The following is a 19,350-nucleotide window of genomic DNA, read 5'->3' on the forward strand; positions in this document are numbered from 1 at the left end:
GGGCTTTTCGTCACCCCGCACCGCCGCGCGCCCAGTGGCACGCCACCCCGCCCGCCCCCGAACCCGGGAGAATCGGCGGGTCCTCACCGCGGCAGCGGGCGGCGACGCCCGCCGTCTCCGCCTCGCCGGAGGCCAGCACCGGGCACCGGGCGTGGAAGCGGCAGCCCGCCGGGATGCGCGAGGGATCGGGCGGCTCGCCCGTGAGCACGACCGCAGGGCCCGAGGACTCGGGCAGTACCGACAACAGCGCCCGTGTGTACGGATGCCGGGGCGCCGTCAGGACCTGCTCCACCGGGCCCGTCTCCACGATCCTGCCCAGGTACATCACGGCGACCCGGTCGGCGATGTTCCAGGCCAGGCCCAGATCATGGGTCACCACCAGCGCCGAAAGGCCCAACTCGTCCCTCAGCCGTAGCAGCAGTGCCAGGATCTCGCCCCGTACGGAGGCGTCCAGCGACGCCACCGGCTCGTCGGCCACGATGAGCTCCGGCCCGAGCACGAGCGCACCGGCGATCACGACGCGCTGGCGCTGTCCGCCCGACAGCTCGTGGGGGTAGCGGAGGAAGAACCGCTCCGGCGGTCTGAGCCCCGCCCGCGCCAGCGCCCCGGCCACGGCTTCCCGTTCGTCCCCCGGGGCACGGTGGATCCGCAAGCCCTCCGCCACCGCCTCGTACACGGTGTGCCGGGGGTTGAGCGAGCCGCTCGGGTCCTGGAGCACCAGCTGGACCCGTTTGCGGTAGGCCTTCAGTGCCCGCGCCCCGTACGACAGAGGCGCCCCCTCGAACTCCACCCGGCCGGCCGTCGGTTCGACGAGCCCGAGCAGCGTCCGGGCGAGTGAGGTCTTGCCGCAGCCGGACTCGCCGACGAGCGCGACGATCTCCCCGGGGCCGATGTCCAGGTTCACGCCATCGACGGCCCGTACGGCGGCCGCGCCACGGCGCCCGGGAAACGTGACGCCGAGCCCGGCGGCGAGAAGCAGGGGAGCCGTGGTCACGGCGGACTCCTCGACGCTGGTCATGCGTCCACCCCCGCCCCGGGGTGGACGCACGCGGCCCAGCGTCCCCGGCTCGTCTCGCGCAGCACGACGTCGTCCCGAGCGCAGACCTCAAGGGCCACCGGACACCGCGGATGGAACGCGCATCCCCCCGGCAGCGCGGACGGATCCGGAGGATCACCGGGCAGCCCCCTCGGCGCGCGCCGGGACGCCGCATCACCGATCCGGGGGAACGCCGCCGCCAGAGCCCGCCCGTAGGGGTGCCCGGCCGCGTCGTACACGTCCCGGGCCGGGCCCTCTTCCACCACCCGGCCCGCGTACATCACCGCGAGCCGGTCACAGGTGTCCGCCAGCACCGCCAGATCGTGACTGATCATCAGCAATCCGATGTCCTGCGATGCGACCAGCTCCTCGATCAGCCGCAGGATCTGGGCCTGGATCATCACATCCAGTGCCGTCGTCGGTTCGTCGGCGACGATCAGCCTCGGCTCACAGGCGAGCGCCATCGCGATCATCACTCGCTGGCGCTGGCCGCCCGACAGCTCGTGCGGATACGCCTGCGCCCGGGAGGCCGGCAACCCCACCTGCTCGAGCAGGGCGCCGACGTGCCTTCTCGCAGCGCCCGGTGTCGCCCGCCCGTGGACCAGCAGAGGTTCGCCGATCTGCTCCCCGATCCGGTGCACCGCGTTCAACGAGTGCATCGCGCCCTGGAAGACGATCGACGCACCCGCCCAGCGCACCGCCCGCAGGCGCCCCCACTTCATGGTGAGGACGTCCTCACCGTCGAGCGAGATCTCGCCCGATACCCGCGCCGACGCGGGGAGCAGCCTCAGCAGCGCCAGAGCCACCGTCGACTTCCCGCACCCCGACTCACCCGCGATGCCCAGCTTGCCGCCCGCGGCGACCGTCAGGTCCACCCCCCGGACGGCGGGGACGGCACCCGCCCCCGATCCGTACGTCACCCACAGGTCCCTGACCTCCAGGAGGCTCCGCTCCGGCTGCTCCGGCTGTTCCGGCAGCGCCGACGGCATGGGCAGGGTGGTCATCGGGACACCCCCAGCTTCGGGTTGAGCACGGACTCGACCGCACGTCCGCACAGGGTGAACGCCAGCGCGACCAGCGCGATCGCGATCCCTGGCGGGGCCAGGTACCACCAGTGGCCGGAGGACACCGCACCCGCCTCCCTGGCGTCCTGGAGCATGCCGCCCCAGGACACCACCGTCGGATCGCCGAGTCCGAGGAAGGCGAGCGTCGCCTCGGTCAGGATCGCGCTGGAGATGCCGAGGGTCGTCTGCGCCAGCACCAGCGGCATCACGTTCGGGAGCACATGGCGGGCCATGACGTGCCCGTGTCCGCCGCCGAGTGCCGTCGCCCGTTCGATGTAGGGGCGCGATTCGACCGCGATCGTCTGCGCACGTACCAGCCGCGCGGTGGTCGGCCAGGATGTGACACCGATCGCCAGGACCACGGTCCAGACGCTGCGTGAGAGCACCGTGGCCAGCACGATCGCCAGCACCAGGGTCGGCATCACCAGGAACCAGTCGGTGATCCGCATGACGACCGTGGAGAACCAGCCGCCGTAGTGGCCGGCGACGACCCCGACGAGCGTGCCGATGGCGACCGAGAGCGCGGCGGCCAGCAGCCCCACCGTGAGCGAGATCCGCGCTCCCCAGATCAGCAGCCCCAGCAAGGAGCGCCCGAACTGGTCGGTGCCGAGCGGGAAGGAGGCACTCGGAGACTCGAGCGCCCCGCCTTGTGCGTCGGTGACGCTCTGGACACCGCTGCCGACGAGCAGCGGCGCGGCCAGCGCGACCGCGACGAGGAGGGCGAGCCCTGACAGGCCCACGAGCCCCGCCCGGTGCGTACGGTAGTGCCGCCAGAAGCGGGTCACCGACTCCCGGCGGCGCGTCCACACGAGTGAGCCGTTCATCGGCCCACCCTCGGATCGAGCAGCGGATAGAGCAGATCGGCGAGCAGATTCATCATGATCATGGCTCCTGCGAAGACGACGAACAGCCCCTGGACGAGCGGCAGGTCGGGAACGCTCAGCGCCTGGTAGAACAGTCCGCCCAGACCCGGCCAGGAGAACACCGTCTCCACCAGGATCGAACCGGCGGCCACATGACCGAGGTTGATGAAGACCATCGTCACGGTCGGCAGCAGGGCGTTGGGCACGGCATGGCGGCGCCGTACCTCGTCGTCCCGGAGCCCTTTCGCCCGGGCCGTCGTGAGATAGTCGCCGCCCATCTCGTCGAGCAGTGAGGAGCGCATCACCAGGAGCGTCTGGGCGTAGCCCACCGCCACCAGGGTGAGGACCGGCAGCACCATGTGATGGGCCACATCGAGCGCGTACGCGAAGCCCGTCTCGCTGCCCGACTCCATGCCTCCGGTGGGGAACAGGCCAGGCACGGGGCCGAGCCCCACCGCGAACACGATGATCAGCAGCAGACCCAGCCAGAACGAGGGCACCGACCAGAGCGTCAGCGCCACACCGGTGTTGAGGCGGTCCCCGAGACGGCCGTGCCGCCAGGCCGACCGGGTGCCGAGCCACAGTCCCAGCGCCGAGTAGATGACCACGGCCACGCCCGTCAGCAGCAGGGTGGCCGGGAACTTCTGCGCGATGAGGCCGCCCACGGGCGCGTGGAACTGGTACGACATTCCGAGATCCCCGGTCAGCGCACCCGCGCAGTAGTCCGTGAACTGCCGCCACAACGGCAGGTCGAGACCGAACTGGTGCCGCAGCGTGGCCAGCTGCCCGGCCGTGGTCGGCATCCCGTGCGTCATCGCCTTTACGGGGTCGCCGGGGATGATCCTGAAGAGGAAGAAGCTGGTGACCAGGACGGCGAACAGCGACACCGCCGCCCCGGCCAGCTTGCCCGCCGCATACCGCGGATAGGCGGTCACGTCCGCGTCGCGCGCGACGCGGGGCCGCGGCGGTCCGGATGCCCCCGTCGTCGGGACGGAGGCCGGGGTCGTGCCTCCCACGCTGCTCATCGGCTATTCACGATCGTCCGCCGTGGCCCGGCGGCGCCGGGCGGTGAGCAGGCCGATGGCGACGAGCACGACGACGCCGATGCCGACGCCGAGGGCCAACGGGGTGCGGGAGGCGTCCTTCCCCGCACCGCCGTGTGCCGCGGCGCCGGCCGGCTGGGCGGACCACCAGCTCCAGTAACCGTCCTGGCCGTAGATGTTGCCGCCGCTCTGCGGCATGGTCGTGATGTTCTTGATCTGGTCCGTTCGGTACGCCTCGACGGCGTTCGGATACGCCATGACATTCATGTACCCGATGTCGTACAGCCGGGACTGCATTTGCCTGACCAGTTCGGCGCGCCTGGCCGGGTCGTATTCCGCGGCCTGCTTCTCGTACAGCTCGTCGTACGTCTTGTCGCAGATGAAGTTGTCCGTGGCGCCGGTGTCCTTCGGAGTGGCGGGCAGCGCGGAGCAGGTGTGGATGGAGAGCACGAAGTCGGGGTCGGGGTTCACGGACCAGCCGTCGAACGCCAGATCGTAGTCCCCCTTGACCCAGGGGTCGGAGACATTGTCGAGGCATTCGACCTTCAGGGTGATGCCGAGCTTGCCCCACCATTCCTGGAGGTACTTGCCGATCGCCTTGTCGTTCGGTTCGGTGGCATGGCACAGGATCCTGAAGTCCAATGACTTGCCGTCCTTGCCGACGCGCTGTCCGCTGCTGTTCTTCCGGTATCCGGCCCGGTCGAGCAGCGCCGCCGCCTTGGCGGGGTCGTAGCCGACCTTCTGTGTGGCGACTGGCTTCCAGAAGTAGGGGGCGAAGCGCGGTGGGATGTAGCCTTCGCCCTCCACGGCGTGGCCCTGGAACACCTTGTCGACGATGGCCTTGCGGTCGACGGCATGGAAGAGCGCCCTGCGCACCGTCGGATCCAGGAGCGCCGCGTGGCCGCTGCCGAAAGTCCTGCCGTCCTTCGACCGCGCCCCGGGATTGGTCGCGAGAGCGAAGAAGCGGCGTCCGGGGGCGTCGTTGACCTTGACGTTCTCGGCGGCCCGGAGCGAGGCGGCCTGAGCGGGTGTGAGTCCGGAGACGAAGGACACCTCGCCCTTGCGCAGAGCGGCGACGGCGGCGTCCCCGTCCTTGTAGTACTTGAACACCAGCTCGTCGAACAGGGGTACGCCCCGCCAGAAGTCCTTGTTCGGCTTCAGCTTGACGTACTGGTCCACCTTGAAGTCGGTCAGGATGTACGGCCCGTTGCCGACCAACGGGAAGGCCTTGTCGTTGTTGAACGCCGAGAAGTCCCCGACCTTCTCCCAGATGTGCTTGGGCACGATCGGGACGTCGAGTGCCGCCATGGTGGCCTGCGGCTTCTTCAGCTCTATGACCAGCGTCTCGGGGTCCGGGGCCGAGACCTTCCTGAAGTTGGCGGTGAAGCTGCCGTTGGCGGTGGCGGCATTGTCGTCCGTCAGCATCTTGTTGAACGTCCAGGCGGCGTCCTCGGCGGTGGCGGGCCTGCCGTCGGACCACTTGGAGTTCTTGCGGATCTTGTAGGTCCAGGTGAGCTTGTCCGGGGACGTCTTCCACTCGGTGGCGAATCCCGGGATCGGGTGCGCGTCCTTGACGTCGTAGTTCGTCAGGTACTCGTACGTCAGCCGGTGCAGGCTGGTGGAGATGAGCCGCTGCGCCAGGAACGGGCTGAGGGAGTCCACGCTTTGTGAGACGGCGACGGTGAGCACGTACTTCCCGCCGTTCTTGCCGTCGCCCCCGCCGCTGTCGGCGGCCTGCACGGGCCGTGGGACGGCCACCATGGCGGAGGCGGCGACGAGGCCGGAAGCGAGGAGCATACGGACGAACGGGTGTCGGCGTGTGCCGGGCGATGGGGCGTTGGTGACCATGAGACGTTGACCTCGCGATCGTTGCTCGCTCGGAGAAGGCACGTGGATCTTCTGTGCCGCCCACTGGTGAAGCGAGATGTATCAGCGCGGTCTAGACGTGTCAACGATGCCCGACGGGGCGTCAAAAGCCCTGTGGGCTGCGGGAATGGCCGAGGGCCCGCACCGTCGTGGACGGTGCGGGCCCTCATTGGTCTTTACCTGTGCCGCCCTACTGCTGAGGGGCTGGCGGCGCCTGCGGAGGCTGCTGGGGGTAGCCGTATCCCTGCGGTGGGACCGGGCCCTGGAAGTCGGGCTGACCCTGTGGCGCCGGCATACCGGGCGGCTGACCCGGAGCCGGAGCCTGTCCCGGCTGTCCGGGGAACGGCTGCTGCGGGAAGGGCGGCCGTGCGGACTCCTGCGGCTGCTGAGGTGACGGATGCTGCGGCTGCCCGGGAGGCGGGCCGGCCGGGCTCGGCACGGACTGCGCCTGGGAGGGCAGGGACTGCTGCCAGGGCTGCTGCACACCGGGCTGCGGAGGGTACGGCTGCGGTCCGCCGTACGGGGGATGGCCCTCGTGCGGGGCGGGGCCCGGGTAGGGCTGCTGCGGGTTCGGGGCGTACGGCTGACCCGGCACCGGCTGGCCTGGCATCGGCTGGCCGGGATAGGGCTGTCCGGGGTAGGGCTGTCCGGGCATCTGCTGGCCCGGCACCGGCGGCGCCATGTGGGGTGGCTGGTGGCCCTGACCTTCCGAGGTCCACAGGCCCTGTGCCTGCTGTGCTCGCACGAAGTCCTCGGCCACCATCGCGGAGAGGTTGAAGTACGCCTCGCGCGTCTTCGGGCGCATCATGTCCAGATCGACCTCGGCACCCGCCGCGAGATGCTCGTCGAACGGAACGACCACGACACCGCGGCAGCGTGTCTCGAAGTGCTGCACGATGTCCTCGACCTTGATCATCTTGCCGGTCTCCCGGACCCCGGAGATCACCGTGATCGAACGCTGGACCAGCTCGGCATAGCCGTGAGCCGAGAGCCAGTCGAGCGTCGTGCTCGCGCTGCTCGCCCCGTCGACGGACGGGGTGGAGATGATGATCAGCTGGTCGGCGAGGTCGAGCACTCCGCGCATGGCGCTGTAGAGCAGGCCGGTACCGGAGTCGGTGAGGATGATCGGGTACTGCTTGCCCAGCACATCGATCGCGCGCCGGTAGTCCTCGTCGTTGAACGTCGTGGAGACCGCCGGGTCCACGTCATTGGCGATGATCTCCAGTCCGGAGGGCGCCTGCGAGGTGAAGCGGCGGATGTCCATGTACGAGTTCAGATAGGGGATCTGCTGGACCAGGTCGCGGATGGTCGCCCCGGTCTCACGGCGCACCCGGCGGCCGAGCGTGCCCGCGTCCGGGTTGGCGTCGATCGCGAGGATCTTGTCCTGTCGTTCGGAGGCGAGAGTGGAACCGAGCGCGGTGGTGGTCGTGGTCTTGCCGACACCGCCCTTCAGGCTGATGACCGCGATCCGGTAGCAGGAGAGGACCGGCGTGCGGATCAGCTCGAGCTTGCGCTGCCGCTCGGCCTCCTCCCTCTTGCCGCCGAGCTTGAAGCGGCCTCCGCCCGGAGTCCGGCTCGACTTGGCCTTCTGCTTGGTGTTGCGCAGAAGCCGGTCCGAGGACAGTTCCACGGCCGCGGTGTACCCGAGCGGCGCACCCGGCACGGAACGCTCACGCTGGTCGTGTGTCACGGGCGTGGGCCAGGCGGCACCGGTCCGCGGGTCGACGGGCCCGGCCGGCGGCTGCGGTTGCCCGGCTCCCTGCTGCGGTTGCGGCTGTCCGGCCCCCTGCTGAGGCGGTACGCCGGGCTGCGGCTGCGGCTGCGGGTAGGGCCCGGGCGCTGCGGGTGGCATCGGGGCACCCGGCTGTGGCTGATGCGGCGCGTACGGCTGTGCCGGTGCCGGTGCCGGTGCCGGTGCCGGTGCCGGGGTGCCGGGCTGTACGGGGCCGGTGGGCTGGCCAGGCTGGGGGAAGCCGTATCCCTGCTGGGCGGGGATGTTGGGGGTGGCCGGCGCGGGGTGGCCGGTGGGCTGGCCGGGTTGGGGGAAGCCGTATCCGGTTTGCTGGGCCGGGATGTTGGGGGTGGCCGGCGCCGGGTGGCCGGTGGGGCGGCCCGGCGGGGGGAAGCCGTACCCCTGCTGGGCGGGCACCTGCGGGTGGCCGGTATCCCGGGGGTCGGTCTCGGAGGACTGCGGGCTCCACTGCGGCGCGGTCCCGGGAGTAGCCGGCTGGAACGCTGGAGGCAGGGGAGGCAGTCCGGTCCCCTGGGGGACCGGCGGGGGCGCCCAGGGCTGGGCGGGTGCCGGAGCGGGCGGAGTGTCCCGGGGTACGGAATCCTGCGGAGTGGCTGCCTGCGCGGCAGTGTCCTGAGGAACGGCGTCCTGCGGAGCGGCTCCCTGCGCGGCGGTGCCTTGCGAAGTGGCGTCGTGCGAAGTGGCGTCGTGCGGCGGGGCGTCCGCGGGAGTGCCCACAGGTGCGTCTGCGGGCACCGAGTCGGCCGGCCCCTCGTCCGGTCCGGCGGTCGCGGCACCGGCTGTGTCCACGGCCTTGTCCGTCACCGCGTCCCGAGGGGCGGACTCCGCTTCCGCGGGCCCGTCGGATGCCTGGTCGTCGGAGCTGCTCTCGGGCGCGTCGCCGTCCTGGCCGGCCGGGCGGTCGACGGTGTCGGCCGCCACGTGGACAGCCGGCTCTTCGGCCTCGTCGCCGCTGCCCCCGCCGTGTTCGGCACCGGGCGCGGCCATGGCGCCGGGACCGTCGGAATCCGTGCCGGACTGCGCCGCCGCGGCGTTCCCTTCGCCGGTCGCACCGGTCGCACCGGTCGCACCGGTCGCGCCGGTCAGCGCTGAGGCAGTGGCTTCACGCTCCGCGATCTCGCGCTTCAGCGCAGCGGGAGAGAAGCGCATGGTGGCTCCGCTCTCCACGTCCCCGTTGCCGAACGGCCGCGGTGCGCCGCCCTGTGAACCGTCCGGCGCTGACGGCGTTGACGGCGCTGCCGCCGGCGCGGCGGCCTTCGGCGCGGCCACATCCGGCTGAGCGGGGGCCGCGGGGGCGGGTGCCTGCTGCACCGGAGGCCAGTTGGGCTCGAAGCCGCTGCCCGTGGGCAGCCCCGGCACCGCCACCGGCGCCCCGGACGGCGGGGGAGGCGTCGCTCCGGGCGTGCCCGCGCCCGTGCCGGCAGCCGTGCCCGCGGCACCCGAATCCGCCGAGGCGTTCTGCGTGTACCAGGCCGGCGGGGTGTAGTCGATGGTGAACTCACCCGTCATGTCTGCGGGCTCCGCGTCGGACTGATCGTCGACGGGTGTGTTCCAGCCCCCGCGGATCTCGTCCCGATCGCCGTTCACTTTGCCTCCTGTGGTCGAGCACCCTTGTGCCGTGATGGGTGGGGGCGGCCGTAACCGTCGCTCGATCCGCCGCCGGCTCTCCCCCTGGTGGCGCCGCGCACCTGTCCGCAGGTTCGTGCCGCGCCCACTCCCACCCTAATCGCCGCCACGGTCAATGCGGCAGGCCGGATCGACCGCAGCCGACTGTCCCGCGCGTCACGCCCCGACTCAAGTAGCCGGGCAGCGCCACCCGATACGACATGACGCGGGAGGTGAACCGGTCAAAATCCCATGGAAGCGGGTCAGTCCATCCGCCGCGCCGCGCCCAGGAGGCCGGTCTCCGCGTCCGTCGCCTGCGTCATGACGAACTGCCGGTCACCTGGTGTACACCACAACGTCACACCATCGGCAAGAGTGGAGAGCGCCTCCGTCTCACCCTGGGACAGATGCATGATGCGGCCGATCTGCACGGCCTCGTCCGGAGAGACCCGCTGGACGCCGACCAGGGTCGACTTCTCCATCAGCCGGGGTGCCACCGGGCTCAGATAGGGCAGCAGCGTCATCACCGACTGCCAGGGAGCCGACGCCACCCGGCCACGGGGTGGCCGCATCCCGCAGTCGCGCACGACGACCACCGGACTGCCGGCCGAGGCTCCCTGGGGCGGCACCCTGCCGACATCGTGCAGGGTGATGCACGGCTGGCCGCCGCCCGCTGCCTGCGCGAGGTTCGTCCAGGCGGGGGCCCGTCCGGTTTCCACGGCGATCCGCGCTCCCGTGGCGGCGGCTCGCAGCGCCATGACCTGAGCCGTCCACAGACCGCCGATCAGAGTGATGTCGTACGGGGTGGGCCGGTTGATGCCGAGCACCGCGGGGCGCCCCTCGGAGTCCACCCCTATCACCATGCCGTCGTCGCCGACCGGCAGCGCCAGAGCCTCCAGTTGCTCCAGAGGTATGGCATGCCGGTCGCGCCGCGGTCCGATGAGCCCGAAGCCGGTCCGCAGCCTGCTCCCGCGTGCCGCGCCCCGTGCACCCCTCCCGTCCGGCGCGGGATGCGCCGCGGATGCGGACGGCGGCACGGCACGCGGCACCGCCGAAGGCCGGGAGGAAGGCAGGGAGGAAACAGGCGGCACGGACGAAGGCGGCATGGAAGAAGGCATGGACATCAGCGCGCACCCCCGAGCGGCAGTGTGGCCAGCATGCCCGGCAGCTGTTCACGGTCCAGCCGCACCAGCCCGGTCTTCACTCCGCGCGCCACACGCTCCAGTTCATGACGGGCGCTCACCAGTTCCTCGTCGCTGCGCCCGGTGATCCGTACATGCCCCGTCATCGTCACTTCCTGCCGCTCGCCGCGGCCCAGGGTCAGGCTGAACGTCGTGGCGAGCGCGGGCAGCGAGGTGAGCAGTGCGACCAGCTGGGGCATCGACGCACCTCCCGAGGCATCGCCGCGGTTCAGCTGGGGCCAGCGCCCCATCCAGTACGTCGTGTGCCGGCGGTCGTCACAGCGCCAGGTACGGGAAGTCTCCTCGGTGCGGCGCCCGGGCACGTCGGCACGGCTCGCCTGCGCTATCGCCAGGGGATTCGCGCAGGTCGAGGTCGCGATCGCCCCTATGAGCTCCTGCTCGGTCAGTACCGTCGCGCGGAATCCGGCACCGGCCAGCCGGCTTGCCAGCTGGTCCGCCACCCGGACCACGCACTTCTGTGCACCGGTCAGTCCGCCGCCCCGTGCCTCGACGGCCTCCGGGCAGAGCTCGGGATCGAGCTTCAGCGCGATCCAGGTGATACGGACCGCGGGAGACCCCGTCTGCGCCTGCAGCGGTGCGTAATTGCGCGCGGCCACCGACTGCTGCGGCAGATGCGGTGCCGGGGCGGGCTGCGTGTGCTGCACGATCTGCGCCGACTCCAGCCGGATTCCGTCCACGTCCAGCACGTCCCGCACCAGGGTCAACGGCAGCGGGCGGGCGCCCCGGTCCGGGCGCAGCGCCGTAGCGTCGGACTCGACCTGGACCACGGCCGTCAGGAACGTACCGTCGCCGATCATGCCGACCGGCCGCCGCTCACGGTCGCTGTACGCATACGTCCGCAGCGCGGGATCGCACTCGACCACGGGCGCGAGTCCCGGCTCCGTCCCGGGTGGAGGGACCAGGGTTGCCGCCTTGCGGATCCGGGACCGCAGCGCGAAAGCCGTGGCGAGCCACTCCGGGAGCGAGCGACGGTGCCGTCGGAGCACGGCCAGCAGTACCAGCAGCGCAGCCGCGACCCCGGCGGGGACGAGCAGCAGCGGATCGGTCACCCACGCGACGAGGAGCAACGCGGCCGCACACTCGACCAGCACGAACTGTTGCAATCGGAATGAACCGAACTGTCCCGCACGGGCCTTGAGTCGTGGCGCTGCCACCCCCGGGGCCGTTGTCGACGGTCCGCCGGAGCGGGACCGCGAGGGCGAACCGGGGCCCGCCGCCGACGAAGATGCGGTGGGCGGCGCGGGCGCGGCCGCCCGGGTGCGCGTCGCGGAAGCCATGACGGAGAAACCCCCCAATTCATCCCGATCACCCTGGCCTGCCAGGGCGTTGGCGGCGGCATCACCCTACCCGCCCCGCAAGCCCCGTCGATCAACAGGCATAGTAGGGGGCCGGTCTGACAACCGGCATGAGGGGAGTGCTCGCACCTGACCGGCGGCGAGCACTGCGGCTTTCGACCAATGGGGATCCATGGCATCTCGGCGGGATGAGCTCAACGCGTACACCTTCGCGAAGAAGCGCACGGTTGCGGCGTTCCTCCAACCGTCACCCTCGGGTACGGAAGAGGGGGCACCGCGTCCGCTGCGCGCGGTCGTCCCGAGTCTCGTCGTCGGCGCGCTGGTTCTCGCCGGTTTCGGTGCCTGGGGAATGTTCAAGCCCAAGGCGCCCAAGGACTGGGACAAGCCCGCCACCAAGGTGATCGTGGGCAAGGAGTCCACGACCCGTTATGTGGTGCTGATGACCGGCAAGAAGAAGCTGCTGCACCCCGTGCTCAACCTGGCCTCCGCCCGGCTTCTCCTGGACCCCGGGAAGTTCGAGGTGATCCAGGTCGGCGACGACGTCCTCGACGGCGGCCGTCCACCGCGCGGCCCCATCATCGGCATTCCGTACGCACCCGACCGCCTGCCCAGCGAAGCGGAGGCGGCCAAGGCCAAGCGCTGGGCGGTCTGCGTGCAGCCCGGCGCCGGAGCGGGCGCGAGCGTGCAGAAGGCGACGTTCGTCCTCGCCGACCGCGACTTCCCCAAGACCGAGGGCCGCAACCGGCTGACCGGTGGAGAAGTGCTCTATGTCGTGGGGCAGAACGGCGACCGCTATCTGGTGGACGACGAGGGGAACAAGTACCTCATCGCGGGCAAGAAGTCGGAGGAGTCGTATCTGACCCGGGTCCTCGTCCGCACCAAGAAGCCGCAGTCCGTCACGGACGGCTGGCTGGCCACGCTGCACACCGGCAGCCCCATCGAGTTCCCCGACATCGACGGCCGGGTCTCCGCCGACGCCGGTGTCGGCGGAGGGCTCAGCGAGAAAGAGGACCGGGTCGGCATGGTCCTGAAGGCGCAGACCGGTTCCGGGCCGCAGTACTACGTCGTACTCCCCGGCAAGGTGAAGCCGGTCTCGGATTTCATGGCCTGGCTCCTCATCAACTCCCCGAAGTCCGTGGGACTCGGCATGGACGGCGAGGCGACCACCGTGGACGCCGCGGCGATCGACCCGGGCGCCGAAACCTTCGGGAAGAGCCGGCGCTGGCCGACACAGCGCGTCAAGCAGGTCAACTCCACGCGAGGGGACGATGCGCGGGACACCGTGTGCAGCGTGCTTCGCGATGTGGACCGCAAGGGACATACGACGCTGTCCACCTGGGCGGGCACGGAGTATCCGGCGGAGATCACCGCGGGGGGCACCAGCACGTACGTCACACCGGGCAGCGGTCTGCTCTACACCCAGATCCAGGGCAAGCAGACCCGCCCCGACGGTTCGCTCTTCCTGGTGACGGACACCGGTCTGCGCTACGCCGTCCAGGCGAACGGAGACAGTGACGCCGACCGTTCCGAGATCGGTGCCGGTGACAAGAAGGAGAAGCAGCAGGATGGCCGGCCCGAGCCCAGTGAGGCGCAGCGCCACCTGGGCTACGAGAAGGTCACCCCCACGCTCGTGCCCATCGCCTGGTCGGAGTTCCTGTCCAAGGGCCCGCGTCTGGACGTCAACAGCGCACGCCAGCCGCAGGGTTCGTGAGGAGGACGGGTGACGTACCGAAACTCCGCACTGATCGCCTCGGCGGCGCTCACGTTCCTCGTCGCGCTGCCACCGGCGGCTGGGGCGTCCGAACTCCCCGCACCCCTGGGCCTCGACGGCAGCGGCGAGTGCACCTTCCCGATGAAGAAGCAGATCGCCAGCGTGCCCTGGTCCCTCCAGCGGGTGCTCCTCGACGAGCTGTGGCAGGACACCAAGGGGAAGGGCGTTCGCGTCGCCGTCATCGACACCGGTGTCGACAACGTCAATCCGCAGCTCAAGTCCGCCGTCGACGTGAGCGCGGGCAAGGACTTGCTCAAGCCCGACAAGGACGACAGGGACAGTCGGCGGGGCAAGACGGACGGCACCGTCGACGAGGTGGGGCACGGCACGAAGGCCGCCGGGATCATCGCGGCCCGTCCCCGTAAGGGCACGGGCTTCGTCGGGCTCGCGCCCGAAGCGACGATCATTCCGATCCGCCAGAACGACGAGAAGAGCAGCGGCAACGACCTCACCATGGCACAGGCGATCGACCATGCGATCGCCAAGAAGGCCAACGTCATCAACATCTCGCAGGACACCACCCGGGCGCTGACCCCGCAGTCGAAACTCGGCCAGGCGGTGACACGGGCCATCAGGGCAGGGATTGTCGTGGTCGCCTCGGCGGGCAACGACGGCATGGACGGCAAGCTCAAGAGCACCTATCCGGCGGCCTTCGACGGCGTCCTCGCCGTCGCCGCGTCGGACCGCAACAACGAACGCGCCGCGTTCTCCCAGGCGGGCGAGTTCGTGGGGGTCGCGGCGCCGGGTGTGGACATCGTCTCCACCGTTCCCGGAGGTGGCCAGTGCGTCGACAACGGGACGAGTTTCTCCGCTCCGTACGTGGCGGGCGTCGCCGCCCTGCTCCGGGCGAAGCACCCCGACTGGTCGGTCGCGGAGATCGTCGCCCAGATCGAGCAGACCGCCGAGCGCAGCGTCAACGGCCGTGACAACTTCGTGGGCTGGGGCGTCGTCGACCCGGTCCGCGCGCTCCGCGATGACGACGTCCGGCGCCCGGCGCCGGTCCCGGACGCGCCCATGGCGAAGCCCCCGGCGCCCGAGCCCGCGCGCCTCGCGCTCTCGGAGACCGCGCAGGAACGCGATGAACGCTTCGCGACCTACGCGCTGGGCGTCGGCGGAGTGCTCGTGGCGGTCGTCGCCGGCACCGCGACGGTGATCAGGGACTTCGGGCGAGGACGACGCGGCGGTACGCGATGAATGAGACGGGTGTCAGGACAGGGGAGCGTGCTTCTGCACAAGCCGTTGTCGGATGCATTGAGTAGACTGCGTTGCGGCTTCACTAGTGTGACGGGGGATGTTGAAGTGGCGGAGCCTTTATTTCTCGGCAACGAGACCACCATCGGCTATGGGTACGGCTCCTGTGCGGCGTCACGGACCACCCGGGGCCGGGCACGCGCCGATCGGCTTCGCCGGGGCCCGCGAACTCACCCGAGTAGGTGAGGTGTTGGCCTCCACGGTGCTCGAGTGCCTGAACACCATGACGGATCCCCGCAGTTCCATCACGAAGACTTCCCCCTCTCCTGAGAACACGGGGATGAACGGCACCGGCGCCGTCGGCGAGGCCCTCAACGGGCCTGCTGTCACTGCCGGTTCGACCGGGGCGCACTCCGCCACGGTCCGTCGTGTCGACCGCCACCACGGTGGCCGTCGCCGGTGCCGTTGTAGCGGTGGGCGTACGCAGCAGGAGAGAGCAGCCACGCCCACGGAGAGAATCACCTGGCCGACCGCCGGTCGCAGGGTGAGGGAATCGACAATGAGGAGCTCCATATGAGCAACCCCGCTGGCGGGTTCGGACTCGCCGATGATCCGGTAACCAAGGCAAAGCTCAAGATCCAGACCACCGGCGAGGAGGTCACCAAGCAGGCCCGCGAGCTGGCCGACATCCTCGAGACGGTCAGCGCCGGCTGGTCCGGTGTGGGTGCGAGCGGCTTCAAGTCCGCCCAGACCGTGGTCAACACCGACCATGACGAGATCCGCCGGATGCTGCGCGTTCTCTACAACGCCGTGGCCGAGACCAAGAACCTGAGCAACGCCAACGACGACGAGGTGAGGGCCGAGTTCGCCAAGCTCCAGGCTCAGGGCTCCACCCCGCCCCCGTCCGGCCTGAACCACGTCTGAACCCCAAGGAGAAGAGCATGTCCGGCATTGACCAGGGCGGTACCCGGGTCCGGTACGACAGCGTTCAGGAGATCGCGAACCGTATCCGCGTCGTATCGCAGAACATCATCAAGGACCTCGAGGAGATGGACTCGGCACTGAAGGTCGTCACCGGTACCTGGGACGGTGAGGCCCACGCCGCGTACGTCAAGCTCCAGGGGCAGTACAAGGGCAAGGCGGAGGACATGCGTAACCGCCTGGAGGTCGTGGCAAGGCTGGTGGAGAACGGCAAGGACAACTACCGCGGCACGGACATCAAGTCGTCCCGCCTGTTCTCCGAGGCCTTCTGACGCAGCTATCCCTTCGGGGGTACGCCCCCGGGATACGGGAAGGGGCCCGCTCCGTGGAGCGGGCCCCTTCCCCGTCCTGAGCCTCCGCCGGGACTCACCGCAGGTCGAACTCCCCGTCCCGGGCGCCCAGGACGAACGCACGCCACTCCGCCTCGGTGTAGCGCAGCACGGTCTCCGGATCCATCGACGACCGCATCGCCACGGCGCCCCCGGGCAGGTAGGCGATCTCCACGCGCTCCTCGTCGGGGCTCGTTCCCGGGGCGCCGTGCCACTCGACCTCACTGATGTCGAGCGCGTACAGCTCTTCCTTCTCCTGCTGAGTGCCCATGGGGCTTAGCTCCTTCTTGCGGCGCGGGTGGAACGCGAACGTCGTCGCAGGTCAATGATCGGTGCCCGACACGTCCGCTGTCATACGGACGGACAGAATCACCTCGCCTGGGACGCGAAGGTCCGTGCCAGCTCCAGCACCTGCCGAGGCTTCAGCGCACTCTTTCCGGACTCACCGGCAGTCAGGAGAAGCGTGACGTCGCTCTCGTCGGCGGGGCTGAGCCGGACCGCCACCACGTTCCCGCCCTTGCTCGGCACTGCTTGTCCGGGATCCGCCTTCGCGACTGCTGTCGTATAGGGCTGCAACTCGCCGGAGATGTCCATTCCCCCGGCGAGCTGCATGACGGGCGCCAGAACGTAGGCCGCTTCCTGCTTCTCCGAGCCGAGGGTGTGGATCTTCAGATCCTCCGCGCCGACATGGAAGGAGCAACTGATGAGCGTCCACTCCTCGCTCGGCTGCGCCTTCTTCCCGTCCTCCGCCGTGGCGACGGGCTCGTCAGGCCGCGAGGCGGAACCGGGCTCGATGCTCTTGCCCAGCTTGACCGTCTCGGCGGCCTCGTCTACGTCGTAGGGAAGCGGGCAGTCGCCGGCCCCGTGGGGACCGACCTGGCCCGCGAGCGCGACCACCCGGTCCGCTGTCAAGGCATTCCCGCTGCCGGCGTCGGCCCCGCCGCTCTGGCAGGCGACGAGGGTGGACACAAGGACGGCGCAGGCCGCAGCGGCGATCTTGTGTCGTTTCTTGTGATTCACGATCGTTCCCTAGCCTCGCCGTTTCGGTTGGGGTGATGAGACGTTGCTGATCGTCAGCTGTCGGGCGGGGAGGGCGATTCCGCCTTTTGGGGATGGCTGAGTCCCGGCGCGGTGGTCGGGTTCTCCGGGGTCTTTCGGGTCGTGGGCGGTCTGGGTGGTTGTTGATCAGCTGGCGGGACGGGGCAGTGCGGCGAGGCGGTGGAAGGCCGTGGCCAGTTCGTGTCTCCAGGGCCAGGTCGCCGATATCCGCAAGCGCAGGCGTCGGCCGCCGCGGGTGAGGCGGGCGGCGACGTGCAGCAGCCGGTAGCGGAGCTTCTTCGGCTCGGCGGTGGCCAGCTCCCCGTCCAGGAGCAGGATGCGGGTCCAGGCCAGTAGGTCGATCGCGGCGAGGCTGAGTTCGAGCCAGACGGCATTGATGGCGAAGTGGCGGGAGGGGAAGCGGCCGAAGCCGGTGGTCTTGCCGCACCGGATGTGGTCTTCGACGGTGGCATGCCCGCGGTGGCGGACCTCCAGGAACTGGGCGGAGCCACCGCCGCAGTAGGGGGTGTCGGTGAGGAACACCTGATGGCGCAGGCCCTCGTCCTGGTCGAACAGGGACAGCTGGGCTCCGGGGTGCGGTCGTTCACGGCGCACGATGATGCGGGTGCCGGGCGGAAAGCCAGCCAGGTCGACCATGCCGGTCAGCTCGGCGACCTCGGCTCCCTCTCGCAGTGTTCCGTTCTGGTCCAGGGCGGGATGCCAGAGGCGGTCGGGCACCGAGCGGATCGCGCGGCGGACCGGCTCAGTGACCGCGTATCCGGCGGAGAACCGCAGGTCCAGCCCGTGCTCGCGCAGGTGACGGATGTGGGCGAGGAAGGCTTTCGCGGATCCTGCGCTGTCGGCGCGGACCAGGATCTGGGTTCCGTGCCGGTGAGCGTCGGGGATCTGCGCGAGGGCCTGGTCGAGGACCGCGATGTGATCGGCGGCGGTGTTGGCTCCGGCGTTGCCAGGCCGCAGTCGCGCCGACATGGCCTCGCCGGTGTTGGCCAGGAAGCACACCAGCGGGTGGAACCCGAAGCCGCCTTTGTAGGTGGGTGCGGCCGCTTCTTTCTCGGAGTGGCAGGCGACCAGTGTGGCGTCGAGGTCCAGGACCAGGCCGGGCAGTTCGCGCGCTGCGGCGGTCACTGCGGGTATGCCCTCACGGGTCTCGGCGGCTTGCAGCCAGGCGACCTCCCGAGCCGAAGTGCGGGCCGCTCGCATCGAAGCGAGTACGGCCTCGTCCATGTCGGCGAGCAGCCGCCAGGCCGTGGGCGTGGAGGCCACCGGGCCGAACATCTCGGCCTGGTCCCGCAGCACGGCCAGATCCGTGATGGCCTCGCCGCCATCGGCGAGCATCACCGCGAGATCGGTGGCGATCCGGCCCGGATCATGCCCGGTCCCGCGCGGCCGAAGCGGCCTGAGCGCGGTGGAGTACGCACTGGTCAGCCCGGTGGCATCGGCAAGATCAGCCAGCATCCGTGCCCCGGCATGCCCGACCACACCCGAACCGTCAGCGGAGACATGGAGCTTGGGACGAGAACCGATACCCTTCACGCAGAAAGTGCCTTCCGCTTGGACCGACATAACCCCTCGACAAGGTTCATCGTTCCAGCTCAGAAGGCACTTTCGTACTTCCGCCCCACGCCCGGACTCATCCCAACCGAAACGGCGAGGCTAGTGCGCGGAGTACGGCTTCACGACGGGCTCCTTCACCAACGGTTGGTTCTCGCACCCCAGCACTTCCGTGACCTCGCGCGCCATGAAGTAGAGGAAGGAGAGCTGGCTTGCTTCTCTCTCCTGGTCAACCTTCCTGCCCCGGTTGACCGTGAGTGCGGCGTCGGCGCGGAGGACGACCTTGTTCGAAAGATCCCTCAAGTCGCCACCCATGGTGCATTTCAGATAGAGCGCTGAAGAAAGACTGCCGATCTTCCCGGTGGCTCCATTCAGGTCGTAGAACGTGCCGTCTTGTGTGCGGCTTGCGCTCGGCTCGTTTGCAGGGGACCATGCGAAACTGAGAACTACTCGTTCCTTACTGCCCTCGGGAAGGAATGTGCACAGATAGCTGGGAGGGGTTGAGAACCTGCCACCCCGCCATTCCCGCAAGTGCTCCTTGAACCGCTTCGCGAAGCTCTGATCCGTTCTGATCACTTTCGTTGTGAAATCGTCCGTCCCCAGCACTTCACGCAGCGACCGTCCGGCGCTCGACTCGGCGGGCTGACCGCACAGACCCTCGACCTGGGCGTCCGAGCCTCCGCCCGAGCAGGCCGTCGCCGTAAGGGCGAGCGCCACAGCGGCGCTGGAGCGCCCGAGAGT

The 19,350-nt window shown here is 70.0% G+C and carries 16 protein-coding genes; 4 read left to right on the forward strand and 12 right to left on the reverse strand.

The genetic code is table 11. The features are described from left to right. Positions 1 to 10: 10 nt before the first annotated feature. The 8 genes from ACTWOL_RS27230 to eccE all read right to left on the reverse strand — a co-directional run bounded on the left by ACTWOL_RS27230 (position 11) and on the right by eccE (position 11,709). Positions 11 to 1,018 carry an oligopeptide/dipeptide ABC transporter ATP-binding protein gene (locus ACTWOL_RS27230; protein ID WP_474299428.1) on the reverse strand — a complete coding sequence of 336 codons (1,008 nt, stop codon included), beginning with the start codon at positions 1,016 to 1,018 and terminating at the stop codon, positions 11 to 13. Then, a complete protein-coding gene (locus ACTWOL_RS27235; protein WP_474299429.1) occupies positions 1,015 to 2,040 on the reverse strand; it encodes an ABC transporter ATP-binding protein in 1,026 nt (341 codons plus the stop codon). Before ACTWOL_RS27235 ends, ACTWOL_RS27230 begins: the two co-directional genes overlap by 4 nt. Continuing rightward, entirely contained in the window at positions 2,037 to 2,924 is an 888-nt protein-coding gene (locus ACTWOL_RS27240) for an ABC transporter permease (RefSeq protein ID WP_474299430.1), read from the reverse strand. Before ACTWOL_RS27240 ends, ACTWOL_RS27235 begins: the two co-directional genes overlap by 4 nt. Then, positions 2,921 to 3,988: an ABC transporter permease gene (locus tag ACTWOL_RS27245; protein WP_474299431.1), complete on the reverse strand. Its 1,068-nt coding sequence runs from the start codon at positions 3,986 to 3,988 to the stop codon at positions 2,921 to 2,923. Before ACTWOL_RS27245 ends, ACTWOL_RS27240 begins: the two co-directional genes overlap by 4 nt. Positions 3,989 to 3,991: 3 nt before the next feature. Continuing rightward, positions 3,992 to 5,803 (reverse strand): ABC transporter substrate-binding protein, encoded by a 1,812-nt coding sequence (locus tag ACTWOL_RS27250; protein WP_474299432.1) that lies wholly within the window; start codon positions 5,801 to 5,803, stop codon positions 3,992 to 3,994. A 259-nt stretch (positions 5,804 to 6,062) separates the two neighbouring features. Continuing rightward, on the reverse strand, positions 6,063 to 9,212 hold the full coding sequence (locus ACTWOL_RS27255) for an SCO5717 family growth-regulating ATPase (RefSeq protein ID WP_474299433.1): 3,150 nt from the start codon (positions 9,210 to 9,212) through the stop codon (positions 6,063 to 6,065). A gap of 281 nt (positions 9,213 to 9,493) precedes the next feature. After that, entirely contained in the window at positions 9,494 to 10,267 is a 774-nt protein-coding gene (locus ACTWOL_RS27260) for a hypothetical protein (RefSeq protein WP_474299434.1), read from the reverse strand. A gap of 86 nt (positions 10,268 to 10,353) precedes the next feature. Continuing rightward, a complete protein-coding gene (eccE, locus tag ACTWOL_RS27265; RefSeq protein ID WP_474299435.1) occupies positions 10,354 to 11,709 on the reverse strand; it encodes a type VII secretion protein EccE in 1,356 nt (451 codons plus the stop codon). A gap of 190 nt (positions 11,710 to 11,899) precedes the next feature. Here eccE and eccB point away from each other — a divergent pair, with 190 nt between their 5' ends. The 4 genes from eccB (at position 11,900) to ACTWOL_RS27285 (ending at position 15,942) form a co-directional block, all read left to right on the forward strand. After that, positions 11,900 to 13,438, forward strand: coding sequence for a type VII secretion protein EccB (eccB, locus tag ACTWOL_RS27270; protein ID WP_474299436.1), 1,539 nt, complete (start codon positions 11,900 to 11,902; stop codon positions 13,436 to 13,438). A gap of 9 nt (positions 13,439 to 13,447) precedes the next feature. Then, positions 13,448 to 14,692: a type VII secretion-associated serine protease mycosin gene (gene mycP / locus ACTWOL_RS27275; RefSeq protein WP_474299437.1), complete on the forward strand. Its 1,245-nt coding sequence runs from the start codon at positions 13,448 to 13,450 to the stop codon at positions 14,690 to 14,692. 570 nt (positions 14,693 to 15,262) lie between these two features. Next, entirely contained in the window at positions 15,263 to 15,613 is a 351-nt protein-coding gene (locus ACTWOL_RS27280) for a hypothetical protein (protein ID WP_474299438.1), read from the forward strand. A 17-nt stretch (positions 15,614 to 15,630) separates the two neighbouring features. Then, on the forward strand, positions 15,631 to 15,942 hold the full coding sequence (locus tag ACTWOL_RS27285) for a WXG100 family type VII secretion target (RefSeq protein WP_474299439.1): 312 nt from the start codon (positions 15,631 to 15,633) through the stop codon (positions 15,940 to 15,942). 94 nt (positions 15,943 to 16,036) lie between these two features. Here the strand turns inward: ACTWOL_RS27285 and ACTWOL_RS27290 are convergent, their stop codons facing one another. The 4 genes from ACTWOL_RS27290 to ACTWOL_RS27305 all read right to left on the reverse strand — a co-directional run bounded on the left by ACTWOL_RS27290 (position 16,037) and on the right by ACTWOL_RS27305 (position 19,326). Further along, on the reverse strand, positions 16,037 to 16,270 hold the full coding sequence (locus ACTWOL_RS27290; protein WP_474299440.1) for a DUF397 domain-containing protein: 234 nt from the start codon (positions 16,268 to 16,270) through the stop codon (positions 16,037 to 16,039). Positions 16,271 to 16,368: 98 nt separating this feature from the next. Continuing rightward, positions 16,369 to 17,019: a hypothetical protein gene (locus ACTWOL_RS27295; protein ID WP_474299441.1), complete on the reverse strand. Its 651-nt coding sequence runs from the start codon at positions 17,017 to 17,019 to the stop codon at positions 16,369 to 16,371. A 165-nt stretch (positions 17,020 to 17,184) separates the two neighbouring features. Then, a complete protein-coding gene (locus ACTWOL_RS27300) occupies positions 17,185 to 18,621 on the reverse strand; it encodes an IS1380 family transposase (RefSeq protein ID WP_474294504.1) in 1,437 nt (478 codons plus the stop codon). A gap of 90 nt (positions 18,622 to 18,711) precedes the next feature. Continuing rightward, entirely contained in the window at positions 18,712 to 19,326 is a 615-nt protein-coding gene (locus ACTWOL_RS27305) for a hypothetical protein (protein ID WP_474299442.1), read from the reverse strand. Between the last annotated feature and the right edge of the window lie 24 nt (positions 19,327 to 19,350).

It is taken from the genome of Micromonospora sp. IBHARD003 (assembly GCF_056106285.1).

Excerpts from the sequence above, each read along its gene's own strand:
- eccB (WP_474299436.1), top strand. The coding sequence starts at position 11,900 with ATGGCATCTCGGCGGGATGAGCTCAACGCGTACACCTTCGCGAAGAAG.
- ACTWOL_RS27290 (WP_474299440.1), bottom strand. The coding sequence starts at position 16,270 with ATGGGCACTCAGCAGGAGAAGGAAGAGCTGTACGCGCTCGACATCAGT.
- ACTWOL_RS27250 (WP_474299432.1), bottom strand. The coding sequence starts at position 5,803 with ATGCTCCTCGCTTCCGGCCTCGTCGCCGCCTCCGCCATGGTGGCCGTC.
- ACTWOL_RS27280 (WP_474299438.1), top strand. The coding sequence starts at position 15,263 with ATGAGCAACCCCGCTGGCGGGTTCGGACTCGCCGATGATCCGGTAACC.
- ACTWOL_RS27230 (WP_474299428.1), bottom strand. The coding sequence starts at position 1,018 with ATGACCAGCGTCGAGGAGTCCGCCGTGACCACGGCTCCCCTGCTTCTC.
- eccE (WP_474299435.1), bottom strand. The coding sequence starts at position 11,709 with ATGGCTTCCGCGACGCGCACCCGGGCGGCCGCGCCCGCGCCGCCCACC.
- ACTWOL_RS27285 (WP_474299439.1), top strand. The coding sequence starts at position 15,631 with ATGTCCGGCATTGACCAGGGCGGTACCCGGGTCCGGTACGACAGCGTT.
- ACTWOL_RS27245 (WP_474299431.1), bottom strand. The coding sequence starts at position 3,988 with ATGAGCAGCGTGGGAGGCACGACCCCGGCCTCCGTCCCGACGACGGGG.
- ACTWOL_RS27235 (WP_474299429.1), bottom strand. The coding sequence starts at position 2,040 with ATGACCACCCTGCCCATGCCGTCGGCGCTGCCGGAACAGCCGGAGCAG.
- ACTWOL_RS27300 (WP_474294504.1), bottom strand. The coding sequence starts at position 18,621 with ATGTCGGTCCAAGCGGAAGGCACTTTCTGCGTGAAGGGTATCGGTTCT.
- ACTWOL_RS27240 (WP_474299430.1), bottom strand. The coding sequence starts at position 2,924 with ATGAACGGCTCACTCGTGTGGACGCGCCGCCGGGAGTCGGTGACCCGC.